Origin of the sequence: Pedobacter sp. MC2016-14, from assembly GCF_020991475.1 — a bacterium.
Taxonomy (GTDB): domain Bacteria; phylum Bacteroidota; class Bacteroidia; order Sphingobacteriales; family Sphingobacteriaceae; genus Pedobacter.
In genome coordinates this window covers 946,950-960,246 of record NZ_JAJMPA010000001.1, presented here as the reverse complement: position 1 = coordinate 960,246, position 13,297 = coordinate 946,950, and the positions used below count along the sequence as shown (strand labels likewise).

The following is a 13,297-nucleotide window of genomic DNA, read 5'->3' as shown; positions in this document are numbered from 1 at the left end:
ACGGGTTGTATTTTTGGTCAAGTTAACAAATTTATAAATTCTGCCATAGCTTCAATACGCAGTACAGCATCAATAGCCACATTTTTTATCGCCTGTTCCGGCATATAAGGAACCTGGGCGCTTTCAGGATCTTGTACTATGGCCAATCCTTCCCATTCCTTTACGCTTTTTAAGCCCTCTACGCCATCGCTGTTAGATCCGGAGAGCAACAAGCAGGCCAGCTTGTTTTTATAAACCTCAGCAGCCGTTTGAAAAGTAACATCAATTGCAGGCCTGGAGAAATTGATCTTTTCAGAATAATCCAGTGAAAAAGTATGGTCCTGTTCTATCAATAAATGGTAATCTGATGGCGCAATGTAAACGGTTCCCGCCTTAATGGCTTCCTTTTCATCCACCTCTTTTACTTTCAATGAAGTACGACTGGACAAAAGATCTGGCAGCAGTGAATCCGTCCCGTGCTTACGGTGCACAACGATGATAACCGGAAAGCCAATTTCAGGATCTAAAGCCGGCAATACCTTGAGCAATACGTCTAAACTGCCCGCAGAACCTCCAATAATCAATGCTTTACATCCCTTCATCATCCTTCCTTCCTCCATATCTTATCACCCGGCAACCGCTTGTATGCTTTCGCATTTTTAGAAAAGTCAATTGTTTCTTTAGTACCTAAAGCCAGGTAGCCAAAGTTTTCCAAACTCTCATCAAACAGCTCAAATACCTTATGCTGAAGCTCCCGGTCAAAATAAATCAATACATTGCGGCACAAAATGAGTTGAAATTCATTGAAAGAATGATCCGATACCAGGTTATGGGTAGAGAAAATCATTTTGCGCTTTAAACTATCGTCAAATTTAGCCAGCGAATAATTGGCCGTATAATAACTGGAAAAATCCTGCGTACCGCCAGAAAGGATGTAATTCTCAGAATATTGCTTCATATGGCTTAACGAAAACATACTCTGTGCCGCTTTTTCCAGCACTTCCGGATTTAAATCTGTAGCATAAATCAAAGACTTATGGAGCAGGTTCAGCTCTTTCAAGATAATGGCTATAGAGTAGGCCTCTTCTCCTGTAGAACAGCCGGCCACCCAAATACGGATAAAAGGATAAGTACCCAGCCTGGGCAAAACCACATCCCTCAGCGTTTTGAAAAATGAAGGATCTCTAAACATCTCCGTAACATTCACTGTAATCTGCTCTACAAAGCGTTTAAAGTAACTGCTGTCGTCGCTAATCCTGTACCTGAATTCCGCAAAACTAACGGCCTTATCTAAAGAATAGAGCCTGGCAATGCGCCTTTTTAGTGAGGCCTTAGAATAGCCGGTAAAATCATAGCCATATTCTTCCAGAAGATCTGAAAGCAATAACTCTACCTGTTCATCACTAATTGCGCCTAATTCCAATGCTTTATACTATATATTGTGTAAGTAATTTTGTTAAATCGTCTACATTGATGGGTTTAGAAACATAACCTACCGCACCAGCATCTAAACAGCGTTCTCTATCGCCCAACATCGCCTGTGCCGTAACCGCTATAACAGGTATGTCTTTTAATTCAGGGCTATTGTTCATTTTTTTAATGGCCTGGTAACCATCCATCCCCGGCATCATCATATCCATCAATACCACCGCAATCTCCCGGTCTTCCATCAAAATATCAATTCCTTCTTCCGCTCCGGTTGCAGAAACACATTGATACCCTTTTGCCCTTAATACTGCCGTTAAAGCAAAAATGTTCCGGTTATCATCATCAATTATTAAAACTTTATGAGTCGCCATATTAAACTTTATCATACAACCAAACACGCAACAATGAAATCAACTGATCAATATCCACAGGCTTAGAAATATAATCTGATGCACCGGCAGCAATACATTTTTCCCTGTCTCCCATCATTGCCTTGGCAGTAACAGCCAAAATAGGCAATTGTTTGTAGGCACTTATTTTTCTGATCTCCTTTGTACTCTCATAACCGTCCATTTCCGGCATCATCATATCCATCAGCACAATATCTACCATGGGGTTTTCTTTTAAAACCTGTAAGGCTTCCTTCCCATCCGTAGCGGCAAGCACCTTCATTTTATGCTTTTCCAATGCCTTGGTTAAAGAGAAAATATTACGGACATCATCATCTGCAATCAGCACGGTTTTATTGTTCAGCACTTCATACAAACCGCCCAAACGCTCAGAAGATTGTTTCTTATTTTTGGTATCCGATTCTTTTTCCTCCACCAGGTGTAAAAACAATCCCGCCTCATCTAAAATACGCTGGTAAGAATGTGCCGTTTTAACCACTATAGAATCAGCATATTGTTTAATCCTGTTTTCTTCTCCTTTAGAAAGGTTTTTACCCGTAAAAATAATGATCGGCAGGTTCTCCAGTCCCTCCGTCTTTTTAATCACTTCCAGCGTATCATATGCACCTTTATCAGGGATCCCCATGTCCAGGATGACAATATCAACTTCTTTTTTCTTCAGGGCACCCACACTCTGCGACACATTATCTGCCACCTCGGTCTGAATGTTGTAATTGCTTAAAAAATAGCTCAATGCTTCCGCATGTTGCCTGTTCTCTTCTACAATCAATACTTTTTTAGGATGCCTGCTCAAGGCATGTTCAAGCTTGGAAAATATCTGCTGCATGTGCTCCAGCGCAACCGGTTTATTGATAAAATCAACCGCACCTTTTAACAAGCTCTCCTTTTTAACTTCCAGAGAAGACATAATGTGCACCGGAATGTGGCGTGTAGCAGGATTGGATTTCAATTCCTCCATTACCTGCCAGCCATCTTTAACAGGCAGCTGTATATCAAGTAAGATGGCTAATGGCTTATAATGGTTGGCCAGCTCTATGCCTGAATCTCCACGAACGGCCACAATACCTTTATAGCTCCTGTTCCGGGTAAATGTCAATAGCGTTTTAGCAAAGGCCGTATCATCTTCTACAATCAGTATAATCTTATCGCCCGGTTGGATAGTGTCCCTGTCGTCCTCTATTTCCTGTGGTATACGGTCTACCGTAAATCTTTCTGCTATAACAGGAAGAACTTCATTAGCTGCAGGAGCAAGTACCTCTAAAACATCCTGCATTTTAGCGGCAACCGCAGCACGATCAAATGGAACAGAAAAAGTAAATTCACTACCTACGTTTTCTTTGCTGGTCAATTCAATTTCGCCACCTAAAAGTTTAGCCAGTTCCCTGCTGATGGACAAGCCTAAGCCCGTACCGCCAAACTTGCGGCGGGTAGAACCATCTGCCTGCTGAAAGGCTTCAAAGATCAGCCCCTGTTTATCTGCAGGAATACCGATCCCCGTATCCGTTACTTTAAACAGCACACTTTTAATAGATTCATCTTTGCTGATGGTAAGGGTGATTTTCCCCACAGTAGTAAACTTAAGGGCATTAGACAACAGGTTTTTGAGTACCTGTTCTACCCTCATTTTATCTGTATTGATTGAGGTAAGCCCCTCTTCCAGGTCAATCAGCAGTTCCAGGTTTTTGCTTTTGGCCATCGGGTTAAACATTGACCGCATATCTGTAGCCACTTCAGTTAAACTTACATCTGCAAATTCCAGTTTCATCTTTCCTGCCTCTATTTTCGAAAGGTCCAGGATCTCATCAATAAGTCCCAAAAGTCCCTGTCCCGAACTTTGAATCACTTCCGCATATTCAATGTATTCCTTATCCAGCTCCTTGTTATCCGACATCAGTTTAGACAACAGCAAAATGGAATTTAGCGGTGTACGCAGCTCATGCGACATATTGGCCAAAAACTCCGATTTATATTTGGTGCTTTGCTCCAATTGCTCGGCCTTCTGCTGAATGTCCAGGTTACGCTCCAGGATCAGCTGGTTTTTTTCTTCCAGCAGTGTAGAGCGCTCTTCCAGTTCCTGGTTGCTTTGCAGCAACTCTTCCTGCTGCACCCTCAGTTCCTCTTCAGAAGTTTGTATTTTCTGAGTCTGCGCTTCCAGTTCTGCATTTAAGCCTTCCAGCTCCGTATGTTGTGCCTGTAGTTCCTCGGCCTGTGCCTGTGTTTCTTCTAAAAACTCCTGTAGTTTCTTCCTGTTCTGTGCCGTATGTATGGCAATACCGATGTTGGAAGATACACTACTGAAAAAATCAAGTTGTAATTTGGTATAAGGTAACAAGGCACCAAACTCCATCACTCCTATTACATAATTGTCCCTAAAAATAGGCACTGCCACAATATTTCTTGGTTTCAAATTACCCAGCACATACGAGATTGACAATTCATCATCAGGAATATCTGTCAAAAGCATTTGTTTCCCAGATTTAGCGGCTTGTCCTGCTAATCCATCGCCCAGACCAATAAAACTGCGCTGCTTATCCCTCATAAGCGCATAGCTGGCCGTTAAACCTAAAGTCCTTTCTTCCAATAAGTATAAAGCCGCTACCTGACTGTTGGTATGGGCAACAATATTTTCAATGACAGCATTGGCCAGTTCAGGAACACTTTTTTCGCCCACCATCTTATCATTCAGCGAAGCAATGCCAGACTGAAGCCATTCCTTATCAGCAAGTAAACCAAAAGAAAACTGAAGGGATTCTGCCATGGCATTTAAATATCCCGAAAGACTGCCCAAGCCATCCTTTTGTACCTCATCTAGCCTAACCTGGTAATTACCGTCAGAAATTTGGCTCGCAATATCTTTAATCACAATAATCCTGCGGTCTATCTCATCATTTTTATCCTGTAGTGCCTTCTGTAAAATCAGGCGCTCAGTAAAATCTGCAGAAACTTTACGATAAAAGAAAAATGTAATTAACACAGCTAATAAAGCCGCAATAACAATGAACAATGGCGTATAACCAGCCATTTTATTCAATTCTGATGTCCTGTCGTCCAGCAGTCTCTTCTCTTCTTTCTGCATGGCACTAACCAGGGCACGTGCCGAATCCATGTATTCCTTACCTTTCAACAGCTCGGCAACAGTTACGCTTCCGCCTTTTCCTTTTACATCTATCGTTGAACTAATGATAGAAAGCCGTTGCTCAATAACTTCCTGCAATTTTTTTACGTTCTCCTGCTGAAAAGGATTGTCTTGCGTTTCGGATGCAATGTTGTTTAACAAATCAAGGGCTTTTTCCTTTGCGCCCGTGTAAGGCTCCAGAAACACCTTATTGTCAGTTAGCAAATATCCCCGCTGACCGGTTTCTGCATCCTTTAGCGTAGAGATGATGTTATCAAGATTACTAATCACCTGATTGCTGTGGGCCACCAGATCTGAGCTTTTAATTAAGTTGCGAATGCTCATGAAGGAAGCCAGGGAACTGATAAAAAGCACCAGCAAGGACAGGCCCAGACCTATCCGGAGATTGTTCTTTAATGTCTTTTGTGCTGTAACGGTCATAGTTTATTCTTTTTCTGAATCAGAAATTAATGGAATGATAAAATAAAATTCGGAGCCTTCTCCCAAAACGCTCTTAACGCCAACCTCTCCGCCGTGTCGCCTTATAATTTCTGCTGAAATATATAAGCCTATGCCCAGTCCCTGGAACTGTATGGCTGTTTCTTCTACACGGTAAAACTTATCAAATACGTTTTTTTGTTGCTCGGGGTCTATACCAATACCAAAATCCCTCACCCCTACATACACACGGTCGCCCTCCACGTTAACATGAATGCGGACTTCATTTGTACCTGGTGAATATTTAATGGCATTGGTTAAAAAGTTAATGATGACCTGCTCAATCCGCATTTCATCCCCGTAAATTTCTTGCGGGGCAAACCCGGTTTTGGTCAAAGTAAACTCCGGATTGCTCTGGTTAATGATCTCCATTACACTCTCCAGCGTCTCATCCAGTATAAAGTTCTTTTTATTAAACTTCAACTTTCCGCTTTCTATTTTTGAAATGTCCAGCAAATCGGCAATCAGGTCATTAAGCTTCTCTAACTGTACCTGTGCCTTAGCCAGATGCTTTTTAACCGTATCCATATCTCCCCGGTCTACGCTCCGCTCTAAAAGCTGCACATATCCCTTAACACTGGTGAGGGGCGTTTTTAATTCGTGACTGGCAATACTAATAAATTCATCCTTTTTATTTTCCGCCTTCTTACGAAACTCTATCTCTTCCAGTAAAGCATTTTGAATTTCAATAAGCTTGCGGCTTTGCTCGTAAATGCGGTAAAAGGTTTTCACTTTTAGCAACAGGATGTCCATATCAACAGGCTTGGTAATGTAATCCAGCCCGCCCGATGAATATCCTTTAGTGATAAATTTAGACTCCGTATTTGCTGCCGAGAGGAAAATAATGGCTGTTTCTTTAGCTTTGCTATAGCCAGAAATTGCTTCAGCTACTTCAAAGCCGTCCATCCCCGGCATTTGCACGTCCAGAATAATTAATACATAGGCATTTTTAAGGACCTTTTTCAAGGCTTCTTCGCCAGAGGCGGCGGTATCCACTTCAAAGTTATTTATTTCCAGAACCTTTTTTAACGAGATCAGGTTCTCTGGTGTATCATCTACAATAAGGATCATTAGCCATAAATAATTTACGTTGCTAAAGGAAGACCATACTGGCAGGCCTTGTCGCAGCGCATAAAAGTCGTAAAACTATTTGAAATTCACTAAAGTTGTTCAAAATTGAAAGTATCGCCCTGCTTAATGTCGCCGGTTTCAAAGCCTTTCCTAAACCATTGCATGCGCTGTGCCGACGTTCCATGCGTAAAGGCATCTGGCACTACCTCTCCCTGTGCCTGCTTTTGCAACTTATCGTCGCCAATAGCATTAGCCGCATTTAAGGCCTCTTCAATATCCCCATCTTCAAGTTTAAAGTCTTTCAGGTTTTGAGCATCATGGGCCCAAAGGCCGGCAAGGAAATCAGCCTGCAATTCTAGCTTAACAGACAATTTATTGTATTCCTTTTCACTAAGCTGTCTCCTGTACTTATCCATCTTATCAGATATGCCAAGCAGGTTTTGCACATGGTGTCCAACCTCATGGGCAATCACATAAGCCTGGGCAAAATCTCCCGCAGCACCAAAACGGTCTTTTAATTCATTATAAAAACTAAGGTCGATGTATACTTTATGATCGGCAGGGCAGTAAAAGGGGCCTACAGCAGCGCTTGCATTTCCACAGGCCGATTGTACAGACCCTTCAAACAGCACAAGTATGGGTTCCTCATAGGTTTTGCCCATTTTTTGAAACTGCTTTTCCCAAACCTGGTTGGTAGATTCCAGCACACCATCAACAAATTTACCCTGGGCATCAGTAGGGTCAGTAGGTTTAACCTCAGTTTGGCTCCCCGTATTTAATGGCAGCTGGTTAACCACACCGGTAAGGTCTGTACCAAAGATTAAACCGAGCACCACGACAATGATCCCGAGGCCGCCACCAAGGACTGTTCCTCCACTCATTCCCCTGCGGTCTTCAATGTTACCGCTACCTTTACCAAACCATTGCATAGTATCTAATTAGTTTAAAGCTTCCAAAGCATAATTTATCCTGCTTATGGCCTCATCTGCACCCAGCGTTAACGCAATATCAAAAACACCAGGGCCAAACTTTCCACCCACCAGCATAATCCTAAAAGGTAACATCAGCTCTCCCGGCTTAATTTCATGAGCTGTTGCCAGTTCTTTAAATTTATCTTCCAGGGCTGTCGCGGTATCAAAGTTTTTCAATTCCTGCGCAAACTCCTGATAGAAAGCCGTTTTTGCTGTAGTCCATTTTGGTTTCACCGCAGAGAGGTCATAATCCTTAGGGGAAACAAAAAAGTAAGCGCTTTGTGTTAAAAAATCTGTTAAAAGATGACAACGGTCTTTGATCATCTCAATAACCTTTTCTAAATAAACACCATCCGCTACCTGGATGCCATTTTCAGAAAGTTGTGCCGCTACCAATGGCGCCAGCTTTGCTGCCTCCGCATGTTTAATCCATTCGTGGTTGTACCATTTTGCTTTTTCAAAATCAAACTTAGCCCCCGCTTTGCTGATCCTGTCAATAGAAAAACTAGCAATCAATTCTTCCATGTTAAAGATTTCCCTGTCGCTACCGTCGTTCCAGCCCAACATGGCCAATAGGTTAATAAAAGCTTCCGGCATAAAACCAAGCTCTTTAAAGCCCTTGGTTAAATCCCCTGTCTTTGGATCTGTCCAGTTTTGCGCATAAACCGGGAAGCCCAATCTGTCGCCATCACGTTTGCTTAATTTTCCATTGCCATCAGGTTTTAAAATCAGGGGCAGGTGTACCCATTTAGGCATTTCATCTTCCCAGCCTAAATATTTCCAGAGTAAAATATGCACAGGTGCAGATGGGAGCCATTCCTCTCCTCTAAAAATATGACTGATTTCCATTGCGCGGTCATCCGCCACAACGGCCAAATGATAGGTTGGCATACCATCTGCTTTAAGCAATACTTTATCGTCAACCAGGTTGGTATCAAAACTCACATGGCCTCTAATCAAGTCTACAAAAGACACATGTTCATCTTCCGGAACCCTGATGCGTACCACATAAGGCGTTCCCTTTGCCAAAAGCTCCTGCACTTCTTCTTCCGAAAGTGTCAGCGAGTTTTTCATGTCCATGCGTGTAGCCTGTCCGTATAAGAAGTTTGGAAATTCTTTACGTTTAGCATCCAGTTCTGCTGCCGTATCAAAGGCATAATAGGCATAACCATCGGCAATCAGCTGTTCCGCGTATTGTTTGTATGTATCTTTTCTCTCGCTTTGGCGATATGGGCCATAGTTGCCCCCAACTTGTGGGCTCTCATCCGGCGAGATGCCGCACCAGGCTAAGCAAGCAACAATGTATTCTTCTGCACCCTCTACAAACCTGGTTTGGTCTGTATCTTCCACACGTAAAATGAAGGTTCCGTTATTTTTTTTCGCAAACAAATAATTGAACAAAGCGGTGCGTACACCACCTAAATGAAGGCCTCCTGTTGGACTTGGGGCAAATCTTACTCTAACTTTCTTTTCCATATCTGAACCACAAAGATAGATTATTTTGTAATTTGCGTTTATATTCTATGAATCCATACGAGAAAAAACGCCGCTGGAAGTTCTTTTTACTAATTTTCGCTATTGTAATTGGTACGGCATCTGTTTTTTATAGCGACTTTTTTGTTAAAAAAATGGAGCGTGAAGAACGGCTTCAGTTTCAGCTTTATGTAAAAGTAACCGAGCAATCGCTGGTGATGTATGATGATGGTAATTATACCGGTCTGGTAGATTTGATCCGTACCAACACAAAACTTCCGGTAATTATGACAGATGCACAGGGCCAAATCCTGGCTACACAAGGGCTGGACTCAACCAAAACCAATTATAACCTGGAGAAAAAAGAGAACATCACTTACGATCCTGCTTATTTTGCAAGAGAGCTACGCAAAATGAAGAAACAGCATCCACCTACCGCCATTACTGGTTTAGATGGATCTAAATGGTTAATTTATTATAAAGATTCCTCTATTTTAACCCAGCTCCGGTATTTTCCCTATATCCAGCTGGCCGTAATTGGACTATTCCTACTCACCGCCTATGTGGCCTTCAGTTCGGCTCGTAAAGCAGAGCAGGACCAGGTATGGGTTGGACTGGCCAAAGAAACCGCACATCAATTGGGAACGCCAATTTCTTCTTTAATGGCATGGGTAGAATTGATGAAATCCCGTTTTGATGCAGAAGATGACCCCTTGATTGCCGAAATGGAAAATGACATCAGGCGTTTGGAAGTGATTACCGACCGTTTTTCTAAAATTGGCTCTAAACCTGTGCTGGAAGACCATGTGGTATATACAGTAATTCAGGACTTCATCGAATACTTTCAGCTGAGAACATCAGATAAAATTAAATTCAGCATCACAGGAGATGATCAGGTACGTGCCATGCTCAACATTCCTTTGTTTGACTGGGTAACAGAAAACTTATTGAAAAATGCGGCCAATGCCATTGAAAACGACGGAAGCATTAGTGTAAACATCATTGAAAACCTGGCCAAAGAAGAGGTCTTTATCGATGTTACGGATACCGGCAAAGGCATTCCACGCTCTAAATTTGATGCCGTGTTTCAACCAGGATATACTACCCGTAAGCGGGGCTGGGGCCTTGGTTTGTCTTTAACCAAACGTATTGTTGAAAATTACCATAGCGGGCAAATCTTTGTTAAAGAATCCGAGGTGGGCAAAGGCACCACCTTCAGGATTGTCTTAAAAAGCAGCATTACTTACGAACCTACCGCATAAAAAAACCGTATAATTTTGTTTGATACGGTTTTTCTTATTTTTTTCTTGATAGCGCTTAGCAAAGTCATCTTTACAAAGCACCTCTTCGTCATCTCGACAGAGCGAAGCGACGAGAGATTTATTTGTTTATTTCTTAAACGTAATCGGTAACTCAACAGAGGTTTTATCCCAGCCAATCACCAATGCAGCACCATCAGTAAGCTCCTTAAAGGTAATAGAAAGTGCTTCCACTACATTTTCTAAAGGTTTTACCGGTACATCTACACGAACAACATCTTTAGTTTCATCGTAGGTATAAGCACCCCATCTGTCTGTTTGTTTATTGATGATGATGGTCCACTTATCAGCAGCAGGAATGGCAAAAAAGCTATAAGCACCTGCAGCAAGTGCTTTTCCTCCGATAGTAACCGGTTTAAAAAACCTGATTTCGTTGCTTTCGTTTGCGCCAATACGGTTTACTTTACCAAATTCTACCAGCGTACCAAATACCTCACGGCCTTTTTTAGAGGGACGGGCATACAATACCTTAATAATCGGTTTAGCCTCTTCTCCTTTTTTAACCCTGGTGGTGTTTAGCGGATAATAAGCAATATCAGCAGGACTGCTGTCTAAAGCAGGAAATTTAACGTCCTGGGCATGAACCGAAAATCCGATCAGGCTGGACAATACAATAACTTTTAGTGATTTCATGGTGCAAATTAGAATTATCGTATTAAAAAAATAACAAGTAACGTGATTAGTACACTCTACCTTTTACAATTTTATTTAAAAATAGCGCCGCAATGATGAATCCTACAATGCCACCCAATAAGGAAGCACCAAAGCTATGCGTAGCAATAGCAGCAGTTAAAATTCCAAAAAACAGGCCTAAAACGTAATAAACCCAGTCAAAACTATTGTTGTTTTCTTCTTTATTCATCTTAATAAATTCTTATGAGCCAAAGGTATTGAATTATTGTATTTTTTACGAATTATAAATTATCCCTTTAACGTAGCAAGGAGGCTCGCCTTAAAATCATGCATTTTTTAAGGTGACTGCATTCTGTGGCATGTACTTTAAGGTCAGATTTAAAGCTCACCTTAAAATCACTCATATTTTAAGGTGAGTGACTTGGCAAAGAATATTTTAATCTTAATTTCCATTCTTAAGCTTCTGAAATTTGCCTTGATAAATCATCAACAAAAGTATTCAGCTTAACGAGCTTATCCTTCATTTTCTGGATTAAAGCTAAAGATTCCGATTCGTCATCTAACACGACATAGTTATAATAAATTAAATCTTGCAAATATTGAAGATTGTCAGGATTGTGTTTTACCAACAGTTCATACGCCCGCTTTACGTCATCAAGTTCGTAAAGAGTTAATGTTTCTTTGCTATCTACAAGCTGCAATGTATCTGCGAAGAGGCTCATAACTCTATGATTGGTAAAGAAAGCCTTTTCTAACTTCTCGTACTTTGACCATAAGCTCGATTCATCATCAACCTCAGCCCTCAGGTCTTCTAATCTTGCATCAAGATCAGTTTCTGCAATTTCATATTTATCAATTATATCTTTTATATCTATTTCCATTTCTTAGTTTATCTAAAAGTCTCTGAACCTAACTTTGCATGGAAGGACATCTAACTTACAATTAGGAACTTTAAATGTTACTGCTGGTTAAGTTAGCAACATAACCCCTAAACAAAAGCAATAAACAGTAAGTCGCTGCAAATCTGGTCTTTATATTGTTCTGATAAAAAATACATATCAAACTCAATATCTATTTTGTACTCATTTAATCTACTCACTAAATCCTTGTTAAATTTAAAGTAGGGATTGTAATCATAAAAGTAAGCATAACATGAAACGTGATTTGTAGGATATTTTTTAAGGACACTAAGCAGACTCTCTTTTTTTGCATCCATAGAATCTAATAATTCCTCGAATACTAAGGTGGTCGATGCTTTAGGAGTGACACTGGATTACCTGGTAAAGGATGCCGTAATCAGAACATCGACCAAGATGCGCTGGAACGCTTGAAACTGATTGAAAAGCTGCCACAGGACGAACGTTCACACCTGTTCGCCACATGAGATGCGTTCTTTGCTAAAACAAGCTACAGGCACTCCTGAATAACCTCAAAAACAAGTTGCGCAGTTTTTTATCCCTTCGACAAAGCGAAGGCAAATACTTTTTGGGTACCCAAAAACACAACTTGAAGATTACAAAACAAAATAGGCTGCATAAACACTTATGCAGTCCATTAGCTAATCAGCAAAGTCTTAACAACACTCAATACTATCTCAAATTATTTTGTTTTAGAAAGTCTAGTATTTCCTTTCGTATTTTATAATCCCTTGTATTGTCCTCATATTTTTGTTCGTTAAGAAAATCAGTTACCGTCAGTTCTTCCCTTAATGATTCATTATGAGCTTGTCGGACAAAACAATATTTAGGTATTTTTGCCTTTTTATCTATAATAAGATATCTTAATACGTTCAGGTTACCATAAACAATCGAATTTGAAAGAGGCCCGTGCCCTTCTGTGTAATCATATTTATTTATATCCGCACCAGATTGAACTAGTAACTTTATTACCAAAACACAATCATTTTTAGTCGCCACCATTAAAGGTGTTTCTATTGATCGATAATTGGAGTTGGCATATTGTATATCAATCTCATCATCCACTTTCCCTCCATGATTAATTAGTAGTCTCAATACCGATGTATCACAATAATTCTTTTTATAAATATGGTCACAACAAATAAAAACTGGCGTTAAAATCTCATTAGTAGAGGATTTCGTAATTGAACGTTTATTCGGATCTGCCCCTAGCTCCAACAACTTTTTTACTGAGGCTTTTAGATCATTTGCGACAGCCAACATCAGTAAAGTATGACCAAATTTAGGATCCACGGCATCAATAGATATTTTCCTCTGAACAGCTATCTCACCTATCTCATCAATAGCCTCGTTTTTGACAGCCAATGCTAATTCATAACTTGGAGTTCCTTTAAATAAATTAAAATCAAAACCCGGTAAATCTCGATTGCAAGAACAAAACATTATAATTCCTGCCAAAAATAGTTTCTTAAAAAAGTTCATG

Annotated in this window: 12 protein-coding genes; 1 reads left to right on the top strand and 11 read right to left on the bottom strand. The window is 40.7% G+C overall.

Features of this window, described 5'->3' with window-relative positions; genetic code table 11:
- Positions 1-17: 17 nt before the first annotated feature.
- The 7 genes from LPB86_RS03990 to gltX form a co-directional block, all read right to left on the bottom strand.
- Positions 18-599 carry a chemotaxis protein CheB gene (locus LPB86_RS03990; protein WP_230641251.1) on the bottom strand — a complete coding sequence of 194 codons (582 nt, stop codon included), beginning with the start codon at positions 597-599 and terminating at the stop codon, positions 18-20.
- Positions 581-1,402, bottom strand: coding sequence for a protein-glutamate O-methyltransferase CheR (locus tag LPB86_RS03985; RefSeq protein WP_230641250.1), 822 nt, complete (start codon positions 1,400-1,402; stop codon positions 581-583). Before LPB86_RS03985 ends, LPB86_RS03990 begins: the two co-directional genes overlap by 19 nt.
- Positions 1,403-1,406: 4 nt before the next feature.
- A complete protein-coding gene (locus LPB86_RS03980; RefSeq protein WP_230641249.1) occupies positions 1,407-1,778 on the bottom strand; it encodes a response regulator in 372 nt (123 codons plus the stop codon).
- 1 nt (position 1,779) lies between these two features.
- The gene (locus tag LPB86_RS03975; RefSeq protein WP_230641248.1) at positions 1,780-5,373 is read right to left on the bottom strand and encodes a response regulator; all 3,594 of its coding nucleotides are present in this window, start codon (positions 5,371-5,373) and stop codon (positions 1,780-1,782) included.
- A gap of 3 nt (positions 5,374-5,376) precedes the next feature.
- Positions 5,377-6,501, bottom strand: a complete 1,125-nt coding sequence (locus tag LPB86_RS03970) for a hybrid sensor histidine kinase/response regulator (protein WP_230641247.1) — start codon at positions 6,499-6,501, stop codon at positions 5,377-5,379.
- An 89-nt stretch (positions 6,502-6,590) separates the two neighbouring features.
- On the bottom strand, positions 6,591-7,430 hold the full coding sequence (locus LPB86_RS03965) for a neutral zinc metallopeptidase (protein WP_230641246.1): 840 nt from the start codon (positions 7,428-7,430) through the stop codon (positions 6,591-6,593).
- 9 nt (positions 7,431-7,439) lie between these two features.
- Positions 7,440-8,948 carry a glutamate--tRNA ligase gene (gltX, locus tag LPB86_RS03960; RefSeq protein ID WP_230641245.1) on the bottom strand — a complete coding sequence of 503 codons (1,509 nt, stop codon included), beginning with the start codon at positions 8,946-8,948 and terminating at the stop codon, positions 7,440-7,442.
- Positions 8,949-8,995: 47 nt separating this feature from the next.
- Here gltX and LPB86_RS03955 point away from each other — a divergent pair, with 47 nt between their 5' ends.
- The gene (locus LPB86_RS03955) at positions 8,996-10,207 is read left to right on the top strand and encodes a HAMP domain-containing sensor histidine kinase (protein ID WP_230641244.1); all 1,212 of its coding nucleotides are present in this window, start codon (positions 8,996-8,998) and stop codon (positions 10,205-10,207) included.
- A gap of 126 nt (positions 10,208-10,333) precedes the next feature.
- Here LPB86_RS03955 and LPB86_RS03950 read toward each other — a convergent pair whose 3' ends face one another.
- The 4 genes from LPB86_RS03950 to LPB86_RS03935 all read right to left on the bottom strand — a co-directional run bounded on the left by LPB86_RS03950 (position 10,334) and on the right by LPB86_RS03935 (position 13,296).
- Entirely contained in the window at positions 10,334-10,897 is a 564-nt protein-coding gene (locus LPB86_RS03950) for a DUF2911 domain-containing protein (protein ID WP_230641243.1), read from the bottom strand.
- A 46-nt stretch (positions 10,898-10,943) separates the two neighbouring features.
- The gene (locus LPB86_RS03945) at positions 10,944-11,126 is read right to left on the bottom strand and encodes a hypothetical protein (protein ID WP_230641242.1); all 183 of its coding nucleotides are present in this window, start codon (positions 11,124-11,126) and stop codon (positions 10,944-10,946) included.
- Positions 11,127-11,352: 226 nt separating this feature from the next.
- On the bottom strand, positions 11,353-11,778 hold the full coding sequence (locus LPB86_RS03940; protein WP_230641241.1) for a hypothetical protein: 426 nt from the start codon (positions 11,776-11,778) through the stop codon (positions 11,353-11,355).
- A 708-nt stretch (positions 11,779-12,486) separates the two neighbouring features.
- The gene (locus LPB86_RS03935) at positions 12,487-13,296 is read right to left on the bottom strand and encodes an ankyrin repeat domain-containing protein (protein WP_230641240.1); all 810 of its coding nucleotides are present in this window, start codon (positions 13,294-13,296) and stop codon (positions 12,487-12,489) included.
- Between the last annotated feature and the right edge of the window lies 1 nt (position 13,297).